Annotated in this window: 17 protein-coding genes and 1 riboswitch; of the genes, 3 read left to right on the top strand and 14 right to left on the bottom strand. The window is 66.6% G+C overall.

What is annotated here, in order from left to right; all coding sequences use genetic code 11:
• Positions 1-15: 15 nt before the first annotated feature.
• The 10 genes from cobA to F618_RS0107755 form a co-directional block, all read right to left on the bottom strand.
• The gene (gene cobA, locus F618_RS0107800) at positions 16-870 is read right to left on the bottom strand and encodes a uroporphyrinogen-III C-methyltransferase (protein WP_019563159.1); all 855 of its coding nucleotides are present in this window, start codon (positions 868-870) and stop codon (positions 16-18) included.
• Complete coding sequence (locus F618_RS0107795) at positions 867-2159, bottom strand: cobyrinate a,c-diamide synthase (protein ID WP_018169473.1); 1293 nt, start codon at positions 2157-2159, stop codon at positions 867-869. Before F618_RS0107795 ends, cobA begins: the two co-directional genes overlap by 4 nt.
• A complete protein-coding gene (gene cobO, locus F618_RS0107790; protein WP_018169472.1) occupies positions 2156-2770 on the bottom strand; it encodes a cob(I)yrinic acid a,c-diamide adenosyltransferase in 615 nt (204 codons plus the stop codon). The genes F618_RS0107795 and cobO overlap by 4 nt, the downstream gene beginning before the upstream one ends.
• 59 nt (positions 2771-2829) lie before the next feature.
• Complete coding sequence (locus tag F618_RS0107785) at positions 2830-3120, bottom strand: DUF2149 domain-containing protein (protein ID WP_018169471.1); 291 nt, start codon at positions 3118-3120, stop codon at positions 2830-2832.
• The gene (locus F618_RS0107780; RefSeq protein WP_019568231.1) at positions 3117-3560 is read right to left on the bottom strand and encodes a MotA/TolQ/ExbB proton channel family protein; all 444 of its coding nucleotides are present in this window, start codon (positions 3558-3560) and stop codon (positions 3117-3119) included. Before F618_RS0107780 ends, F618_RS0107785 begins: the two co-directional genes overlap by 4 nt.
• A 143-nt stretch (positions 3561-3703) precedes the next feature.
• Entirely contained in the window at positions 3704-8254 is a 4551-nt protein-coding gene (locus F618_RS0107775; protein WP_026331186.1) for a cobaltochelatase subunit CobN, read from the bottom strand.
• Positions 8255-8367: 113 nt separating this feature from the next.
• On the bottom strand, positions 8368-8922 hold the full coding sequence (locus F618_RS0107770) for a cob(I)yrinic acid a,c-diamide adenosyltransferase (RefSeq protein ID WP_019563163.1): 555 nt from the start codon (positions 8920-8922) through the stop codon (positions 8368-8370).
• A gap of 4 nt (positions 8923-8926) precedes the next feature.
• On the bottom strand, positions 8927-10807 hold the full coding sequence (locus F618_RS0107765; RefSeq protein WP_019568229.1) for a TonB-dependent receptor domain-containing protein: 1881 nt from the start codon (positions 10805-10807) through the stop codon (positions 8927-8929).
• A 141-nt stretch (positions 10808-10948) separates the two neighbouring features.
• A riboswitch (cobalamin riboswitch) is annotated at positions 10949-11195 on the bottom strand.
• Between the two features lie 85 nt (positions 11196-11280).
• On the bottom strand, positions 11281-13179 hold the full coding sequence (locus tag F618_RS0107760; RefSeq protein ID WP_019568228.1) for a hypothetical protein: 1899 nt from the start codon (positions 13177-13179) through the stop codon (positions 11281-11283).
• Between the two features lie 131 nt (positions 13180-13310).
• The gene (locus tag F618_RS0107755) at positions 13311-14549 is read right to left on the bottom strand and encodes a cyclopropane-fatty-acyl-phospholipid synthase family protein (protein ID WP_019563166.1); all 1239 of its coding nucleotides are present in this window, start codon (positions 14547-14549) and stop codon (positions 13311-13313) included.
• 290 nt (positions 14550-14839) lie between these two features.
• On the opposite strand from F618_RS0107755, the gene fnr reads away from it, so the two are divergent.
• The 3 genes from fnr (at position 14840) to F618_RS0107740 (ending at position 16687) form a co-directional block, all read left to right on the top strand.
• Positions 14840-15571 (top strand): fumarate/nitrate reduction transcriptional regulator Fnr, encoded by a 732-nt coding sequence (fnr, locus tag F618_RS0107750; RefSeq protein WP_038071415.1) that lies wholly within the window; start codon positions 14840-14842, stop codon positions 15569-15571.
• Positions 15564-16046 carry a DUF2390 domain-containing protein gene (locus F618_RS0107745; RefSeq protein ID WP_019568226.1) on the top strand — a complete coding sequence of 161 codons (483 nt, stop codon included), beginning with the start codon at positions 15564-15566 and terminating at the stop codon, positions 16044-16046. The genes fnr and F618_RS0107745 overlap by 8 nt, the downstream gene beginning before the upstream one ends.
• 71 nt (positions 16047-16117) lie before the next feature.
• The gene (locus F618_RS0107740) at positions 16118-16687 is read left to right on the top strand and encodes a DUF2058 domain-containing protein (protein ID WP_018146028.1); all 570 of its coding nucleotides are present in this window, start codon (positions 16118-16120) and stop codon (positions 16685-16687) included.
• Positions 16688-16721: 34 nt separating this feature from the next.
• Here F618_RS0107740 and F618_RS0107735 read toward each other — a convergent pair whose 3' ends face one another.
• From F618_RS0107735 to apbC, 4 genes are all read right to left on the bottom strand, one after another.
• Positions 16722-16940 (bottom strand): hypothetical protein, encoded by a 219-nt coding sequence (locus F618_RS0107735; protein ID WP_026287977.1) that lies wholly within the window; start codon positions 16938-16940, stop codon positions 16722-16724.
• A gap of 95 nt (positions 16941-17035) precedes the next feature.
• Positions 17036-17941: a carbamate kinase gene (locus F618_RS0107730; RefSeq protein ID WP_019568225.1), complete on the bottom strand. Its 906-nt coding sequence runs from the start codon at positions 17939-17941 to the stop codon at positions 17036-17038.
• A 31-nt stretch (positions 17942-17972) separates the two neighbouring features.
• Complete coding sequence (gene dcd, locus F618_RS0107725; protein ID WP_018146031.1) at positions 17973-18539, bottom strand: dCTP deaminase; 567 nt, start codon at positions 18537-18539, stop codon at positions 17973-17975.
• A 27-nt stretch (positions 18540-18566) separates the two neighbouring features.
• Positions 18567-19658: an iron-sulfur cluster carrier protein ApbC gene (gene apbC, locus F618_RS0107720; protein ID WP_018146032.1), complete on the bottom strand. Its 1092-nt coding sequence runs from the start codon at positions 19656-19658 to the stop codon at positions 18567-18569.
• Positions 19659-20052 lie beyond the last annotated feature (394 nt).

The raw sequence follows: 20052 nt of genomic DNA, 5'->3' as shown, positions 1-20052 counted from the left end.
TCCGCACTGTAGCGATCAGCCGACTTCATGCGTCCCCGGCCCGGGCTCGAAGCCCGGCGTGGCAATCGTCTCGCGCAGGCGCACCACCTCGCCCACGATCAGCAACGCGGGCGACTGGATGGCCAGATCCGCAACCCGCGCGGGAAGGTCCGCCAGCGTGCCCTCGATGACGCGCTGCGTCGGGCGCGTGCCCTGCTCCACCAACGCGGCCGGCATCGCGCCATCCGCGCCCGCCGCCATCATCTCGCCGCAGACCTCGGCCAGGGTGTGCAGCCCCATGTAGACGACCAGGGTCTGCTGCGGATGGACCAGCGAGGCCCAGTCCAGATCGGTCTCGCCGGCGCGGCGATGGGCGGTCACGAACTGGCAGCGATAGGCATGATCGCGATGGGTCAACGGGATCCCGGCATACGCCGCGCAGCCACCCGCCGCGGTGATCCCCGGCACGATGCGGACCGGGATCCCGGCCGCGGCGATCGCCGCCGCCTCCTCGCCGCCGCGACCATAGACGAACGGGTCCCCACCCTTCAGGCGCACCACGTAGTGCCCCTCCCGCGCCAACGCGATCATGCGCTCGTTCAGGTCCTCCTGATCGCAGCTGTGCCGTGAGCGTGCCTTGCCCACGTACAGCCGCTGCGCCTCCGGGTTCGCCAGATCCAGGATCGCATCCGGGATCAGGCGGTCGTGCAGCAGGATGTCGGCGTGCTGCATCGCGGCTACCGCGTCCAGTGTCAGCAGCCCCGGATCGCCCGGACCCGCACCGACCAGATCCACGCAGCCGGCCCGCCGCTCGCCGCCCAGCCGGATGCTGGCCCCGGCGCGTGCCCCCGGTCCGATCCGCGTCACATTATCCCGCTGCGCATCACTCATGGCCGAAACAGCTGCGCCGTGGCCTCGGGGTTAGACGGGAACCAGGCGTGCAGATAGGTCGCGCTCAGGCGACCATCGCGATAGATCGCCTCCCCCTGCGACCCCGTCCCGCGGGCCCGCCAGCAATGGTCGTAAGGTTCCAGGCCGACCTCGGAGCGGGTGTGGTGGAAGGTATGTCCGCGCAACTCGCCCTCCGGCAGCGGGGCCGCCTGGAGACCCAAGCCCTGCAAGCGGTCCGCCAGCTGGGCCTTGCCCGGCACCAGTCCGGCCATGGCCGCGGTGTGGCCCTCGCGGTCCGCCAGTTCATCCAGCAGATAGAGGAAGCCCCCGCACTCCGCCAGGATCGGGCGACCGGCCGCATGGTGGGCCTCCAGGTCCGACTTCAGAGCGGTATTGGCGGCCAGTTGATCCAGATACAACTCGGGGTAGCCGCCCGGGAGCCAGACGGCATCGGCCTCCGGCAGCCCATCCCCGGCAAGCGGGGAAAAGAACCGCAGTTCGGCGCCCATCTTCTCCAGCAGCCGCAGATTGGCCGGATACATGAACGCGAAGGCCGCATCCCGTGCAATCGCGACGCGTACGCCGGACAGGGTCGCCGTGATCGGCGCGATCGCTTCCGGATGAAAGGTCACGGGCTCCGGGAGGCCCGTCACGCCGGCCTCTTCGATCGCAGCCGCCGCGGCCTCCAGCCGCGCATCCAGGTCGGCGATCTCGCCCGCCTGGACCAGGCCCAGGTGACGATCCGGGACACTCAGCGTCTCGTTGCGCTGCACGGCGCCGAAGAAGCGGATTGCGTCCGGGGTGCAGTCCTCCAGCATCCGGGCATGCCCCGGGCTGCCCACCCGGTTGGCGATCACGCCGGCGAATGACAAGCCCGGGCGATAGGTCGACAAGCCGTGCACCAGCGCCCCGAAGGTCTGACCCATACCGCTGGCATCCAGGATCGCCAGGATCGGCAACCCGAAGGCCTGGGCCAGATCCGCGCCGGAGGGATCCCCGTCGAACAGCCCCATCGATCCCTCCACCAGGATCAGGTCGGACGTCTGTGCCGCCTCGTACAACATCGCCCGGCAGGCGGCCTCGCCCACCATCCACAGATGCAGCGCATCCACCGGGTGGCCGGAGGCCTGCTCCAGGATCATCGGGTCGAGAAAGTCCGGGCCGGTCTTGAACACGCGCACGCGCCGGCCTTGGTTACGGTGGTAGCGAGCGATGGCGGCGGTGATCGTGGTCTTGCCCTGGCCCGAGGCCGGGGCCGCCACGAACGCGGCGGGACAGCTCACGCTCACAGCTCGATCCCCTTTTGCGCCTTGATGCCGGCCTGGAAGGCGTGCTTGACCACACCGATCTCGCTGACGGTATCGGCCGCCTCGATCATCGCCTTGGGCGCGGCGCGGCCGGTGGTGATCACGTGCTGCATCGGCGGGCGGTTGGCCAGTTCTTCGAGGACCTCGGCCACGTCGAGGTACTGGTATTTCAGCGCGATGTGCAGCTCGTCGAGCAGCACCAGATCGACGTTCGGGTCGCGCAGCATGTCGCGGGCATGCGCCCAGGCATCGCGGGCGGCCTCGACATCCTTCTCGCGGTCCTGGGTCTCCCAGGTGTAGCCCTCGCCCATCACGTGGTACTGCACGTTGTCCTGACCGCGGAAGAAGGCCTCCTCGCCGGTGGCGAACTGCCCCTTGATGAACTGGACGATGCCCACCTGCATGCCGTGCCCCAGGGCACGGGCGACCATGCCGAAGCCGGAGGAGCTCTTGCCCTTGCCGTTGCCGGTCAGGATCAGGAACACCCCCTTCTCCTCCTGGGCTTCGGCGATCTTGCGGTCCACGACCTCCTTCTTGCGCGCCATGCGCTGGGCGTGGCGTTCGGCGCGAGCCGCTTCGGTGTCTTCGCTCATCGTTCTGTTACTCCTTGATTCGTTGCGTCATACGGGCATTCGGACGGCGCCTAGAGTGGCTATTCGCCGATCAGGATCATCCGTCCGGTCTCCGGATCGCGGTAGACCTGCCCCATGGATTCGAAACCCGAGCCGGCCTCGCCGGCCCCTTCGGGCGGGTCCGGGATCTCGCGCCCGGGCTCGATCTCGGCGCCGCCACTGGCCGGCTCCAACCCGCCGCCCGATGCGGCCATCACCACCATCAGGCCGACGGCAAACACCAGCATGATGTCGGCCAGATTGGCCAGCGGGCCCATCGGCTCCTCGTCGGGCGCGTCGAAGCGCGAGGCGCGGTAGTGCGGGACCCTCATGCCGCCGCCTCCATACGCTCCATCGCCGCGTCATACCAGCGGCGACGCAGGCGCCCGAGCAGGAAGCCGAGAATGCCGACCAGCAGTCCCAGCACCGTGGTATTGAAGGCCACCGTAACGGCCTGGGCGAGGATTTCCAGTTCGCCCCGGCCCATCGCGGCCAGCCCCGGACCCAGCGGGATCAACGTCCCCATCAGCCCGAGCATCGGGCCGATGCGCGCCAGCAGATCGGCGCGGTCGATGCGCCGCCGGGCACGGTAAGCGAGGCGTTCGGCATCGCCGCTCAATTCCAGACGGCGTAACCCACCGGAGCGTTCACCCAGTGCCAGCCCGAGCTCCCAGACGGCGACCGCGACCAGCACCAGCAGGCCAACGATCACTGGCTCCAGCAGCCAGCGCACCACGGTGTCCATCAGCTCCATCGTGATCGAGAAAGACATTCGGTTTACCTCGTTACCCTTCGTTCACTCATGACACCGGCCCTGTAGGAGCCTGCTGGCAGGCGAAGCACCCGCCAGAGACCGCCAGGGCATGGTCGGTTCGCCTGCCAGCAGGCTCCTACGGGCCAAATATCCAGCGAGCGTTATCGGCGGCGGCCGGCGGCGATGCCGCCGAGCAGCAGCAGGAACAGCGCAGCGGCAACCAGCCAGGGGAGCCAGGGCATGCCCGCCGCCTCATCGCCGGTCTCCTGGCCGCCGTCGGCCTCGGCCGGCTCAGGGATCTCCTGCACCTCCTGCGCGGTAGGGTCTTCCAGCGGCTGGATCTCGGTGACGCGACTGGGGTCGGCCTCGGGCTCCGCCCGGTCGATCTGCGCGGCCGCCCGCACCGCCTCGAAGGCCGCGCGCAGCTCGGCGTCGTCCAGGCGCTCGGCCACCTCGTCCAGCATGGGATGATCCGGGCGCGTGTGACCGCTGCCGGGCAGGCCGTGCTCGGCGACCAGTTCCGCGAAGCGCTCGGACAATGCATCCAGCACCTCGGGATCGGCGTCCCAGAATCCGTGGCTGGCCGCAACCAGGTGCACGGCCTGCAGGTGGGTCTTCACGTGCACGTTGTGGCCGTCGGCCAGGAACTCCTGCATCCCCAGCCCGTGGCGATCCTGCAGATACACGTCGTGCACCTCGTCCCAGACCCAGGAACGGATGATCTCCGGGTTGGTCACCTGCCAGCCCCACAGGTTGTCGACGAAGTCCCGGGCCATGGTGCGGGCCCCGGCATAGCCGTGATCCATCAGCGGCTCGATCCACTGCGGGTTCAGGTTCTGCCCCTGCAATTCGCGCATCAGCGCGCGGCCCAGGGTCTCCACCCGCGGGTCGTCCGGATCGGCGTGCTGCAGCACGCGGTTGTCCGGCACCTCGCCGCGGATACTCTCGACCGCGGTGGACAGACCGCCCTGGAAGTCGAACCCGTCGTCGTTGTCCAGCAGGCCGTAGAGATGCGAGGCGCGCCCGAGGTAGGTCCGCCCGACCTGGCCCAGACGGGCCTCGAAGGCCTCGTGCGCAGAGCCACCGGACTCATCCGCTCCGTAGGCATGGCCCATGCGCCGCAGGTAGGCCGCACCCAGTTCGGCGCGGTCCTCCCAGGCGCCGGAGCGATCCGCCAGCCGGTTGACCCCCGCGCCGTAGGCACCGGGCGCGGAGCCAAACACGCGCAGGGCCGCCTGCTGCCCGGCCCCGGCGCCATCGAGCCCGGCCGCACGCAGGGCCTGGGTGTCCTCCACCCACTGCGCGGCCACGTCGTTGCGCGCCAGCGGCTCGTCGCCCGGATCGCGCAGGTCCTGCCCCAGCGGGGCCAGGGCCGCCTCCAGTGCCGGTTCCAGCTCGGGGTATTCCGCAAGAATGATCTCGGACGAGCCATCCAGCGCGAGGCGAGCGGCACGATCCAGCCACACCAGCTGGTCCTCGTAGAGGTCGCGGAACAAACCGGAGGTGGTGAACAGGGCATCGCGACGGCGGTCACGCTCCGCCTCGTCGAGGTCCATGCGCTCCAGTCCCTGGACAATCCCGCGACTGTTCCAGGCCGGGCGAATGCCCAGCATATCCATGCCGAAGGCGATCATCACGCCCTCATCGCGCACGGTATCCGACGCCCAGAGGATGATCGCCTCGCTGCCGTCGGCCTCGGGATCGCCGTGCTCACGGGCATCCGCGGCCAGTTCCTGGCCAATGCCCCAGGCAATGCGCGTGGGCACCAGATCCGCCGCCAGCGCATGGAAGTTGCGCCCGGTCGGCAACACCTCCGGCGTGCGGATCGGATCGTTTCCCTGCCCCGGTGGCACGAAACGTCCCTCCAGTGCCGCCAGCAGATGTGCGCGTTCACTGGCCGGGGACCCACGCAGCTTCGCGTCCCAGTCGTCGCCGACCGCGTCGTCACCCGCCATCGACTCGAGCATGGTGTCCACGGCCTCGTCGCTCCAGTCGCGCCCGAACACGTGCAGCCCCAGCGGCATCTGGTCTTCCTGCATGTCGGTCAGGTAGTGGCCGATCTCGTGGACCAGAAGCTCCTCGTCCATCTCCGTGAGCGAGGTGGTTCCGTGGTCGTCATGACCCTCGTCCGCATGCTCGTTCTCGTGGTCATGCTCATGGGCATGTTCGTGCGCTTCATCCCCATGTTCCCGGTGATGATCCGCATCCCGAGACTCGTCGCCGTGATCATCCTCGTGACCTTCGCCGTGCCCGGAATCGGGTTCATCATGATGACCGTCGTGGTGATGCCCGTGTTCGTCATGGTGGTGCCCGTGGTCATGATGATGGCCCCGGGCCAGTTCGTGCTCGATGGTCTCGGTCAGGCCGAGATCCTCGATACGTTCGCGCAGGGTCTGGGCCGCCCGCGAACGTGTCGCGGCATCCGGCTGCGCGGCCGCCTCGTAGGTCTCCACCAGCTGGCGCAGCTCCAGCAGACTGTCGTACAGCTCGGTGGCCGCCAGTGGCGGGGTCAGGTGGCTGATCATCACGCCCATGGCCCGGCGCTTGGCCTGGATGCCCTCACCCACGCCATCGACGATGTAGGGATAGATGATTGGCAGGGCGCCCCCGAGGATCTCGGGGTAATCATCCGGCGCCAGCCCCGCCCGCCGCCGCGGCAGGAATTCGCGGGTCGAGTGGCGCCCGACATAGACCAGTGCATCCGCCTCGAAGTGATCGCGGATCCAGTGGTAGAAACCGACATACTGGTGGGTCGGCGGGAACGTGGTGTTGGCGTGCAGCAGGCGCTCGCTGACCTCCCAGCCGCGCGGCGGCTGCGGGCCGATGAACACGTTGCCGAACTCGATCCCCGGGAACAGCATCTCGCCGTCGCGGGTCATCGCCTCGCCCGGCGGCTCGCCCCAGCCGGTCAGGCCGGGGATGCCCGTGCGCACCAGGGCCTTGCGCAGTTGCTCGGTCGTCGCGTGCGCGTCTTCCCCCGCCAGCGTGGCCTCCCAGGCCGCCTCGAATTGTGCGAGCAGATCCAGCGCCCGATCCTGGGCCGCGTGCGGATAACTCTCGAGCATGTGGCGCAGATCACCGACACCGCTTTCCAGCGCGGCTTGTGCCAAATCGATCTCGTCGGCGGCTTTGGCCGCCTCCAGGCGCGCCTGCAGGTAGCCGATCGGGCCATCCACCAGCTCGGCCCGGATCGACTCCGGCAGGGCGTCGAAATAGGCCTGGTACTGCTCGCGATCGAGCGCGGCCACCCGGCCGGCGATCGCGTCCAGCGCATCTGCCTGCTCCGGGAGATTCACCGCCCGGTCCTGGATCATGTCCAGCAGGGCTTCGGCATCCTCCGGCACTTCGCCACCCAGGTCATAGCCGGCCGCCTCCAGGTTCTGCAGGATCTCCAGCAACGACTCGGGAACATCCAGCTTGTCCGCGCCGATGTTCTGGCGACCTGGCGGATGGTTGTAGTAGACAACCGCGACCCGCTTGTCCGCGTTGTCGAGGGTGCGCAGCCGCTGCCAGCTTGCCACCCGGTCCGCCAGGGCCTCGACGCGCTCGCCGATCGGCCCGGTCATGGTCAGGCGCACTCCCGTGCGTTCGTCCTGTTCCGGGGCGCCCGCGGCCGCCAGCACCATCGGCTGGCTTATGCCCTGCAACTCCGGCATGGCCACGTGGTAGTGCACCTTGTCCCAGGGGATTCCTTCGTGCGACAGCCGCCACTGGGTCGCGCTCACGTCCGCCAGTCGGATGCCCTTGATCACCGGGACATCCAGCTCGCCGAAGGCCTCGGCCACCGCCTCGCGGTTGCCGCCCCCGCCGACCACGAAGTCCTGCAGGCTCACGATCCCCGCGAGATCCGCCGGCCCGGTCACGTTCTCCAGGGTCTCGACTGCCTCGCGGCTCGCCCCGCCCCACCGCGCGAGCACCACAAAACACTGGATATCGCGGTTCTCTAAGGCCTCACAGGCCGCATCCAGCAGGGCGCGGTCGCCCGGCCGGTCACCGGTATCCAGATCCAGCAGCGCCACGGCCGGACCCGCCTCCAGGTCGAGAGCGTCCGGATCGGGACTGGAACCGCCATGACGGTAATAACGGATGGTCTCGCGCGGGTCCGGATCGGGCACGTCGATCGCGTGGCCGCCGTGCGCGGCCAGCCAGCGCATCAGGCCCTCCATGTTCTCCGGCGTGCGCCCTTGGTAGAACGCGCGCCCGGTCAGCCAGTCCGCCTGTTCGGGGAAGCGCTCCTGCTGCTGGGCCAGGTGCGCGCGCGGGTCCTCGCCCGGTTCGGGGTTGGCCGCCAGTTCGGTGCGCACCTCGTCATCGAGGCCCGCGAGTACGGACTCGCCGCCGATCCGCGACAACGCCGTCAGGTGGCGCACACTGTTAATGGCCAGAATCGGCGCTCCCTCGGGCGGCGAGGCCTCCCGCAACAGACGATCGAGGCGCGCGGCCTGATCCCCGAAGACGGCCGCGACGAGTACCGCATCGGCCTCGCGCCACAGCGTCGACACCGCCTCGTCCGACTTGTCCGTGAGCTGCTCGGGGGTGCGCAGTACGACCTCCGCCTCCGGATAGGCCTCAAGGAAGCGATGCGCCCCGGCGGCGACCTCCGCCGCCGAGCGATCGGAGACGACGCCCACTACCAGCGGTCCGGCCCCGGCCGTGCCGACCCCGAATAAAAAAAACGCCAAAGCCATCAGAATTGTGCAACGCAAACGCATGGAGACTTCCCGAAAAACAGGCGCAAGGGGCCGCGAGGCGCGTACTCGACACGCCCGCGACCGTTGCAATGGGAATCAGGCGCCGCCGCAGCGACGCCGATCAGACGAGCGCGTCAGCCGCGCTGGCTGGCCGGCTGCCAGAGGATCTCTTCGCCGTTCTCGTGGCGCGCGAGGACGCGACAAAGCACGAAAAGGAGATCCGACAGCCGGTTGATGTAGGCCAGCGAACCCGGGCGCAGCGCTTCGTGGTGGTTGAGCGCGACAAGACGCCGTTCCGCGCGCCGGCAGACCGTGCGGGCGATATGACAGTCAGCCGAGGCCGGCCCGCCGCCCGGGAGAATGAACTCCTTCAGGGCCGGCAGATCGTCGTTGAAGGACTCGAGCTCCACGTCCAGACGCTCCACCGACGCATCCGGCAACGCCTGATGCCCCGGCACCGCCAGTTCCGCCCCCAGGTCGAACAGCTCGTGCTGCACCAGCGCCAGCGAGCGGCGAACCTCTTCGGGCAGAACGTGCGTCAGCAACCGGCCGATCACACTGTTCAGCTCATCCACATCTCCGAAGGCCTCGACGCGATGCGAGTCCTTGTCCACGCGCGACCCATCACCCAAGCCGGTTCGGCCTTCATCACCCGTGCGGGTCGCGATCTTCGACAGTCGATTACCCATGTTCTTACCTCTGCTGGTAGCGGAGTTTCACGAAGGCGGCCCGCCCCGGCTGGTTGTACCCGCCCACGGTCTCGTAATCCTTGTCGAACACGTTGTCGACCGAGGCCTCGATTCGCCACTCCGGATCGATCTGGTAACCCGCACGAAGGTTCATCAGACCATACCCAGAGAGCCGATGTTCATTGCCGGCATCATTATACGAACGACTCTTCCCAATCACGGACCCTCCGAGCAAGAAGTCCTGGAATTGCCGATCCAAGTCAAAACGGGCGGTTACAGGTGAACGCCGCTGGAGCTCGTTCCCAGTCTCACGATCCTTCGCATCAACCAGAGTCAGCGAAGCTCGGGAAGTCCACAGTCCAAAATCGTGGCCACCTTCGATCTCTAGGCCACGAATACGCGCCTCATTAATGTTGGCCGGTTCATTGACCATCATAAAAAACTGTTCAGCGTCACAATTTGCGACACATTGACTTTGGATCAAGTCATCAACGCGAGTTTCGAACACGGAAACATCGAGGTAAGCTCCTCCAGCCGAGTACCTGGCTCCAATCTCGAAAGTCTCAGATTCCTCTGGAACAAGATCCGGATTACCCCGGTACCATCCGATATCCGGATGGTAAAGCTCGTTGAAGGTGGGGGCCTTGAAAGCAGTACCGTAGGAGGCTCGCAGGCGCAGCGCGTCAGTGGCCTGCAACCCCCAGGCAATCTGTCCGGTAGTCTTGTCACCAAAAAGCTCGTCGTCGTCGTGACGCAGCGAACCCTCTAGGAGATGATCCCCTAGTTCCGCTTGGAGCAAGGCGTAACTGCCCACGTTGTAACGGCTGTTTTCCTCGTACTTTTCCGTTCCGAAAAAGCCAGGATCGTCGACTTCAATACGGTCTTCCCGCGCATCCAGGCCAGCCGTCAAGAACAGACGATCCGTCAACGCGATCTCGTTCAGCCAGTCTATGGAATCCCGAGTGGTGTTATAACGCGACGCGAAGCTTCCATCATTATAACGATCGTTCTCATCCCTGCTGTGCGTTAAACTGACCTCCGTTTCCCAACGATCCGTGATGGCCAAACGAACACCGCCACGGACCGCAGCATGGACATAATCGGTGTAATCGCGCCCCTCTGTACTATCAAATTCCGACTCACCTTCGGAGTAAAGAATACTGCCGAAGACCTCGATCCCATTTTCCAGCCGGTGCGAGACCTTAGTCGAAAGCGAGGTATTGTCATATCCATTAGGGTCATCATCCCCAAAGTCGTCCTGGACATTGATGCCGTCAGTATCAAAGTGGCTGATCGAGAAACTGTAGCTAGTGCTATCAGTGCCTCCGGCCACGCCGACACCTGCTTCCCAGGTGTTGAAGCTACCCCCGCCGACAAACGCGTTGACCTTCGGCGGTCCCTTGCGGCCTTCACGAGTAAACCCCTGCACCCCCCCGCCGATGGCGTCGGAACCGTAGACACTGGTTCGGGGCCCGCGCACGATCTCGACCCGCTCGATCTCCTCCAACGGTAGGAACTGCCAGCTCGCGCCACCTGTGGTGGCGGAACCCATACGGACTCCATCGACCAGCAACAAGGTGTGATCGGAATTCGTCCCGCGGGTATAGACGGACGTTGTCTTGCCAAAAGCGCTGTTTTGGGAGGTTTCCATCCCCGCGCGGCCTTCGAGCAGATCGGTGAACTGCTTGGGCTGCAGCCGCTCGATCTCTTCACGGTCGATTATGGTGACCGATGCGAGCGTCTCGTCGACGGTCTGGGCGACGCGCGTCGCCGTCACCTGGACGGTGTCGAGGGTCTGGGCTTCGGTTTCGGGTGCGTCCTGGGCGTGTGCCAGGGCGGGGGTCATGGCCAGCAGGATGGCCGAGGAAAGTGCTGTGCGTTTCATGTCGTCCGTGTCTCCCGGCGAGCCGCCCGCACGCCGTTGATTCGTCGGGATCGCGCAGACAGGGGGAGACAGACACGAGGGGGATCGGCCAGGACCGGCGAACGGCCCGGCACGATCATCCGCCTCGCATGCCCGCCGCATGCCGCGCGATCATTCCCTGGCCGGTCTCCGGGCTGACGAGCGTCCGGTGCGGCGCCTTCCCGAACATCATGTTCAGTGGCACTGGCCGCGACCATCAGAAACCGACTGGCGGTCTCTCGCTCGATCACCGTTGCGGGGGCAGCGTCGGATTCATCCCAGGGCCTTGCGGCCCGTCGGAGACTCACCGATCTTCCCGTTTAACCCGCCAAGCCGTGCTTGGTCGGGCACCGAGGAACGCAGCGAACCCTACACAGTTGGGCGCAAAATTACCAGCCGAGCCCCCCCCCCACGCGATCCCGAGTGACGCTAGCAGGCTCGCATATCGATGCCGATCAGCGGCGGCGCCGTTCCTCCGCGTACAGGTAGCGGGTCCCGCGCTTGAGCAGCAGACCCCAGGTCTTGTCCTGCAACATGGCGTCGAACTCGGGGGAGCGCTCGGCGCGTAAAGCCACCGGATGCGACTCGTCCCCGGGGTGGGTGGCCAGCATGTCCAGGCGCTCGCGATTGGCGCCGTAGTGATCGACCAGGAAGTCACGCATGGGATCGCTCAATGGCAGGTGATAAATGCGTGTGAGGCGCAGCGCCAGCCACTCGGCCATGCGCCCGAGATCCTGCCGGACCTTGCGCACCATGGCCGAGCCCAGGCCTGCCTTGGCATCCGCGCTCATGCCCACGTAGAGCCCGCCCAGATAGGCCGCGGGGTTGGCATAGATCGCGCGCTGGATACTGGGATTCGTAAGATCCACCAGCGGCTCCATGATCAAGGCGAGCTGGATCCCGATCCGCTTGGCAGTCTCCGCATCCAGTGCCGAGCCGCCAAAGTAAAACAGGTCACCCTCGCGCTCGATCTTGAGTTCCTTGAGGAAAGAGCAGAAGTGGCTGGCCAGTTTCAGCTTCTGGTCGTCGGTCAGCTCGATCAGCTCCTCGCTCACCCGGATGCCGCGCACGCTGCGCTTGAACCAGCGCTTCTCGCCGCGCTTCTCGACCTGCGCCCGGCGCAGGGCCTCCCAGCGTTCCACGGCGTTGGTGTAGCGGCTTTGCGCCTGCATCAGCTGATCGCGCGCCTCGCGCAGGTCCTCGACCCGACGCAGGGCGAGCCCCAGCATCTGCCCATCCGGCGAATTCTCCGAAGGTTCGAGATCCTCCAGACGCTGCACCGCCTCCAGCACCTGACGACCCAGGCTGACGACCGGCTCGCGCAGCGCCTGTGGATCCAGGCCCGACGCCTCGTGCTGGGACAGCAGGATGCCGAGCGAGCGCAGGCGGCTGACCACCCCGGCCTGAGCCACACGGAAGCGGTTGCCCTGGGATTCGAGGCGGTCCAGGGCCGCCCCGAGCTGCCAGCCCCCCGACCATTCGAAGCTCAGCCGCTTGATCTGGCGTCCGTTCACCAGCTCGAAGGCCAACACGAAGATCGCTTGCACATCGTCGAGGGTGCAACGCGCCAGGTCATCGGCGTCCGCGGCGGAGAACAGTCGATCCAGGAACTGATCCACCCGGCGGACACCGTCCTCCTGGGTTGGCGCCACGCCCCGCAGGCGATCGCGCAGGAGATCCGCAACCTCCGGCGCCTCGTGGTGCAGCTTCTCCAGGGCCGCGAGCCGGGAGTCCTCGGTCGCATCCACCAGATCCGCGACGCGCGAGCGCAGCCCCAGGCGACGATAAATCTCGATCTGCTCCGCGGCGGCCGCCAGGCTGGCATCGCCGGTCATCTCGCGCACCGCGACCGCCACGGCCTCGGGGGCGATATCCACTTCGTGCAGCAGGACTTGGGCTGCCTTGCGCCGGCGCATGTCCGGGGTCATCTCGCCCATCGCCAGGTCGCGGGTAACGAACAGCAGATCCGGCAGCAAGTCGATGGTGTTGCGCAGCTGATCGCGCGAGCGCTCCTGGCGCTTGCCCCGTGTGGCATCCGCGACGAAGCGCGCGACCAGGCCGATGACCCCGAACAGCAGGGTGTAAACGGCAAAGAAGATGAAGTTCTGTGCCGGGGCGGCGTGGCCGAAACCGAGGAAGTAGCCGCCCTGCATCGCCAGGAACGTGACCGGCCCGGCGGCCCACAGCAACTGGAGAAAGTTCAGCGACCAGGGTACGCGCCGTGCGGTGGCAGCCACCTCTGTAATGCGGCTGCGCCCGGCCGCCTCGATCAGGACGTGCTCCTGTGACGGTCCGCCGGCCTGCGGGCTTTCCTGGCCCTGTGCCTCCCTGCGTTTACGAAAGCGACCGAACACGCGCACCTGCTCCGGAATGGGTGGTTACCGCCGGCATGGCCGCAACGCTCCCCTTAGTGTAGGGAAACCGTGTTCGGTTCGCGCGCGCCGGGCGATACTCGCGCGAGCGGCCCGGCGCGTCCGATGCGCCCTCAGGCGGCGTCGCTGCGCTGTGCCCGGGCCTTCCCGGGCGGTGTGGAGATCACTTCGGGGGCATCGTCCCGATAGAGGTAATCGCGGGTCAGCGGCACCGCATCCTGCTGCTTGGCCATCTGCACGTGGAACACCACCTGATCCCACCAGCGGAAGGTGCCCTCGCAACTGGCCAGGTAGAACTCCCACATGCGGCAGAAACGCTCATCGAAGCGTTCGACGGCCTCGGCCCGTACCGTCTGGAAGCGGCGATACCACTCGGCCAGCGTCTCGGCGTAATGCAGGCGCCAGAACTCGATATCGGTGGTGCACAGCGGCGTGGGCTCCAGCGCGCCCATCACCTCGGACAGGGCCGGCGTATACCCGCCCGGAAAGATGTACTTGCTCAGCCAGGGGTTGGAGGTCCCCGGTGGTTCCTGCCGCCCGATGGTGTGCAGCACCGCGATGCCTTCCGGCTTCAGCAGATCATGCACGCGCCGGAAGAACGTCTCGTAGTTGGGCGTGCCCACATGCTCGAACATGCCGACGCTCACGATGCGGTCGTACTGGTCTTCGTGTTCGCGGTAGTCCTGATAGAGAAACCGCACTCGATCCTCGAGCCCCCGACGCTTGGCCTCGTCACGGGCAACCCGCAGCTGCTCCTTCGACAGCGTCACGCCGTCTACCTGCACGTCGGCATGCTCGGCGAGATGGAAGGCCAGACCGCCCCAGCCGCAACCGATGTCGAGCACGCGCATCCCCGGCTCCAGCATCAGCTTCTTGCGCAGCATTGCGCACTTGGCCTGCTGCGCCTCTTCCAGCGTCATATCCGGGCGCTCGAAATAGGCGCAGCTGTAGAACATGCCCTCGTCCAGGAACTGACGATAAAGCCACTCATCGACGTCGTAGTGATGGGCGATGTTCTGGTAGCAGCGCGCCACCTTGTTGCCCTGCTCGATCAGGGCCCGCAGCATGCGCACTGCAGGGTTGACCCGCTGCTTGAACATCGGCGCGAAGTTGCGCATGGCCACGTCGAGGAACACCTGCAGGCCCTCGGGGCCGGGCGACCACAGGCCGTCCATGTAGGTCTCGCCCAGCTGGAAGCCCGGGTCGCGCCCAATCTTGCGCAACGCCGCCTTGTCATGCACCTGCATGGTGACTTCCGGCGCGCCGTTCCCGAAACGCTGCTCACGGCCATCCGGATGCCGCAGCACGAAGGTCCCGTAGCGTATGTATTGCTCCAGTAACCGCTCGATCATCGCTACCCCTGTCCTTGTTCTGGCAGTCGGGTCTCTCAGCCCCCACGCGTAATGCCGACCCTCACCATGCCGAAGCTTTTAGACTCAGTCTAATTACCGATGGCCCGCATTGTCCACGCAGCCGTCGGAGGGAGGGGACCCCGAGTCATCTCGGGGCGCGACCCCCTGACCGACGGCAAAACCTTCTGTAATCGCCTACAACTCTTGGGGACAGTACCGCATTCCCGCCCCCGATGGCATACCCCGAAAATCGCTTTCCCCAACGTCGAAAAAACGGCTACCCTGCACCCATGACGCTACGACCCACTCAAGCCTGCCAGCACTGCACCCTCCGCCAGCTCTGCCTGCCTATGGGCCTGCCCCAGGATGAACTCTGGCAACTCGACCAAATCGTCCAGCAACGCCGGCCGATCGCCAAGGGTGCGCCCCTGTTCACCATGGGGACCAAGTTCGAAGCGCTGTACGCGGTCCGCACCGGGGCACTGAAAACGGTGCTGATCTCCGATGACGGGACCGAACAGATCACCGGCTTCGCGCTGGCCGGCGACCTCCTGGGGCTGGACGCGATCCACTCCGGCAAGCATCCGGTCAGTGCCATTGCGCTGGAGTCCACCAGCGTCTGCGCCGTGCCCTACGGGCATGTCGACGACCTCGCCGGCCGCCTGCCGACCTTCCGCCAGCACATGATGAGCGTGATGAGCCAGGAACTGGCCCAGGACGAAAGCCTGCACGCCCTGCTCGGCCAACGTACCGCGGAGCAGCGTCTGGCGACCTTCCTGATCGCCCTGTCGGAGCGTCATCGCGCCCGCGGCCTGTCCCCCGAACGGTTCTACCTGCCCATGTCCCGGGCAGACATCGCCAACCACCTGGGCCTGACCCAGGAAACCATCAGCCGGCTGTTTACTCAGCTGCGCAACCAGGGCGTAATCAACCTGCACACCCGGGACCTGGAGATCCTCCAGCCCGAGGGCCTGCGCAACACGGCCGGGGTCACCTTCACCTCCGCCGCGAGCAGTGCCTGAAGCCGGGGACACCCCGGAGCCGGCCACGGACTTCGACGCCTTCTGGGCATTCGCCGACGCACTGTGGGTCGATCCCACCGTTCGCGAACGTCTGATGCGCTGGCAGGACGAATTTGGCGTGGACGTGATGCTGGCGTTGTTTGCCCTGTGGTACCCGCAGCCCCTCGGACCCTCGCAATGGCGCGTACTGCGGCAAACGGCCCGGCGCTGGCAGTCATCCTCCACCGAACGCCTCCGCGCACTGCGCCGGCGGCTCCACACCCCCGAGCGCAACGCGCTCTATCGCGCGGTGCTGGCACTGGAGCTTCAAAGCGAGCGGCTCGCCGGCCTGCAACTGCTCGCGGAGGCCCGGCGCCTGGCGCCGCAGACCACCCCCGCATTCGCCATCGACCGCCAGCGCCGATTGCACACCCTGTTCCCCGACCTGCCGGACGCCGAGATCCGCGACGGATTGCGCGAGTTCACGGCCGCCTGAACAGCACGTGGTGCACGCAAGGCCGCATTCCGGCTATCCTCCCCGCACATTGACCGAACACGGCAGGATTCATGTCGGATGATCTGCGCAGCCAGCTCCTGAAAACGGGGCTGGTCGACGAAAAACAGGTTCGCCAGGCCAAGTCGCAAAAGCACAAGGCCCAGAAGGGGAACGCGAAGAAGAAGAAGGACCGCAACACGGGTCCAGACCCGGGCGTGGCCGAAGCGCGCAAGGCCGAGCAGGCCGAGCGTTCGCGACAGAAGAACCGCGAACAGCAGGAACGTGCCGAACGCCGGGCCCGCCACGCGCAAATCCGCGAACTGGTCAGCACCCACCTGGCGCCGATTCCCACCGGCGATGCCGCGCTGGATTATCACTTCCAGCAGGGCGGGCAGATCCGCCACCTCCCGGTGACCGCCGACCTGCAAAAGCGCCTGGCCGACGGCCGCGCCGCGCTTGCCGGCCTGGATGTGCGCCCGGAAAAGGGGTTCCGGGTCATCCCGCGCGAGACCGCCGACCGCATCCGCGAGCGCGATCCGGAATGGCCACTGGTCATCCCCGCCGAGGACGAAACCGGATCGGAACCTGCCCCGGACGACCCATACAAGGACTACGTGGTACCCGACGACCTCATGTGGTGACCCGCAGGGGAATCCCCGCAGGACAGCGATCCAATCAGTCGGTTGCGCGCTTCACGTCCGCGGCGGGCATGCCACTTTGCTGCGGGCGCCGCGCCTCGTCACTGGACATGTCCTGCGGCGTGATGCCGCCCTGCTCCAGGCCCTGGGCGGGGCCGGCCGACTCCTCCGGCTCGCCGCTGCCGCAGCCTAGCGCCAGCAGACCCACGGCCGTCAGACCGATCACCAGGGGGGCGGCTCGCTGAATCTCTCGCATCATCTTCACTCTTGATCCATATGTACTCGAAGCCTGCAAACTCTGCGGCGAGCGTGCAACATCGAGTGTAACAGGCGGGGGTTCCGGCAAGGGCTTCAGGCGGCGCCCACCGGCAGGATCCGGGTCCCCGCCTGCCCGGCCAGGATAGCCGCGGCGTCCTCCAGCGAACCGATCCCGACCCGAATGCCGCCCTGGGCAGCGCGCCGTGCAGCCTCCATCTTGGGCCCCATGGAACCGCCCGGGTACGCTGCCGGCTCCACGGCCGTAACCAGAAGCGCCTTCAGGCGCCGGGCGTCCGGCGTGCCCCAGTCCATGTAGACGCCGTCGACATCGGTCATCATCAACAGCCAGTCCGCCCCGACATGCGCGGCCAGGCGCGCGGCCGTCAGGTCCTTGTCCACCACGGCCTCGATGCCGTATAGACGCCCGTCGCCATCACGCGCGACCGGTACGCCGCCGCCCCCGGCACAGATCGCCACCGACCCGCCATCCACGAGACTGCGGACGGCCTCCATACCCAGCAGGCGTTGCGGCTCCGGCGACGCCACCACCCGCCGCCAGCCCTCGCCGTCTGGTGCCACGTCCCAGCCGCGCTCGTCGGCCAGCGCGCGGGCGCGGGCCGCACCCCAGGTCGGGCCAATGAACTTTTCCGGGTGGTCGAAGGCGGGGTCGTTCGGGTCGACCTCGGTCTGGGTGAGCAAGCTTGCCACCCGGTCATGGCCCAGCGCGTTATGCAGCTCCCGCGCCAGGATGTAGCCGATCATGCCGTGGCTCTCGGCCCCGACCACATCCAGCGGCCAGGCGATGCGATCGCATTCCGCCTGATTGGCGAGCAACCCCACCTGCGGCCCGTTGCCGTGGGTGACGACCACCTCGTGCTCGCGCGCCACGGCCGCGATGGCTGCCGCCGCACGCTGGGCGTTGTGCTGCTGGGCCTCGGCCGAGGGGGTCTCGCCGCGTTGCAGCAGGGCGTTACCGCCCAGCGCGATCACGATACGCATGGCGGGCCTACTCCGTACTTGAAGGGTTGGGTCAGGTGCGCGGGAGAGTGACGCCGCGCTGGCCCTGGTATTTGCCACCGCGGTCCTTGTAGGAGGTCTCGCAGACCTCGTCGGACTGCAGGAACAGCATCTGCGCCACGCCCTCGTTGGCGTAGATCTTGGCGGGCAGCGGCGTGGTGTTGGAGAACTCCAGCGTCACGTGGCCCTCCCACTCGGGCTCCAGCGGGGTCACGTTCACGATGATGCCGCAGCGCGCGTAGGTCGACTTGCCCAGACAGATGGTCAGCACATCGCGCGGGATGCGGAAGTACTCGACCGTATGCGCCAGGGCAAAGGAGTTCGGCGGGATAATGCAGCAGTCCGACTGCACGTCCACGAAACTGCCCTCGTCGAAGCCCTTGGGGTCGACAATGCTGGAGTTGATGTTGGTGAAGATCTTGAAGTGATCGGAGCACCGCACGTCATAGCCGTAGCTCGAGGTCCCGTAGGACACGATCCGCTGCTCGTCGCGGTAGCGGATCTGGCCGGGCTCGAAGGGCTCGATCATGCCCTTCGTCTCGGCCATCTCCCGAATCCAGCGGTCCGCCTTGATGCTCATTGGCCCTGTCCCTGGTGGCGCACCGGATCAGTTGTCCTGGATCACGATGTTGGGGAATTTGCTGCTGTAGTCCTTGGACTGCTCAGCCAGCTTGGCACCCGTGCGCCGTGCGATCTCGCGGTAGATCTCCGTGATGCGGCCCTCCGGGTCGGCGACCACGGTGGGTTCGCCACCGTCCGCCTGCTCGCGGATGCGGATGTCCAGCGGCAGGGCACCCAGCAGATCCACGCCGTATTCCTCCGCCATGCCCTCGGCGCCGCCCTGGCCGAAGATGTATTCCTCGTGGCCGCACTTCGAGCAGATGTGGATGCTCATGTTCTCGATGATGCCGAGCACCGGCACCTCGACCTTCTCGAACATGCGCAGGCCCTTGCGCGCATCCAGCAACGCGATGTCCTGCGGCGTGGTCACGATCACCGAACCGGAGACCGGGATCTTCTGCGACAGGGTGAGCTGGATGTCACCGGTACCCGGCGGCAGGTCGATGATCAGGTAGTCCAGCTCCTTCCAGTTGGTCTCGTTCAGGAGCTGCTCCAGCGCCTGGGTAACCATCGGGCCACGCCAGATCATTGGCGTGTCCTCGTCGATCAGGAAACCAATGGACATCGCCTGCACGCCGTGGCGCTCCAGCGGCTCCATGCTCTTGCCGTCCTTGGATTCCGGCTTGTCCTTGATCCCCAGCATGCGCGGCTGGCTGGGGCCATAGATGTCGGCATCCAGGATACCGACCTGCGCGCCCTCGGCGACCAGGGCCAGCGCCAGGTTGACCGCGGTCGTGGACTTGCCCACCCCGCCCTTGCCGGAAGCCACGGCGATGATGTTCTTGATCCCCGCCATCGGCTTCAGGCTCTTCTGCACCGCGTGGGTCGTGACCTTCGTGCTGATGGTGACCTCGGAGGACTCGAGCCCGGCCACACCCGCCAGTGCGCCCTGGATGGCGGCGCGCAGCTCGTCGTGGTACCCAGCAGCGGAATACCCCATCTGGATATCGATCGCGGCACGGGCACCGTCCACGCGGATGTCCCGGACCTCGCCGGCGGCGACCAGGTCCTGCTCGAGGTACTTGTCCTGAACGGTCTTCAGGGCGTTTTCGATCTGCTCTCGCGCGAGTTCGGCCATGGGTACGTGGCATCCGATGTTGGGAGTGATCGCGCGATTCTACTGGCCTCGGTGCACCACGCCAATGGCACCACGAGCCACCCGTCCTTTCCGAAGCCCCGCAGGCGCGAATCAAGGCAGGTGTCAAGGCCCTTGCAACGGTTTTATGCACAAAGGGCCTGAAGATAGGGAACATCGGCCAAGATAGGCGAACAAGCATCTAAGTCGCTGCACCATTGTTCTTCAAGATACTGTTTTCCCTGACTTCTTATGTGTTGGTCGTTTTTTAACCAATTTGTCATGCGGCCTTGTGTGGCAAGGCCTGGCGACCGATTCCACCGGGTTGCCCACAGAGTTATCCACAACTTCTGTGGACAACATGCCGGAGCCCTTGGCACGCCTCGACAACCCGCGA

It is taken from the genome of Thioalkalivibrio sp. ALMg13-2 (assembly GCF_000381185.1).
Lineage (GTDB): Bacteria > Pseudomonadota > Gammaproteobacteria > Ectothiorhodospirales > Ectothiorhodospiraceae > Thioalkalivibrio > Thioalkalivibrio versutus.
This window is presented reverse-complemented; position numbering and strand designations above follow the sequence as displayed.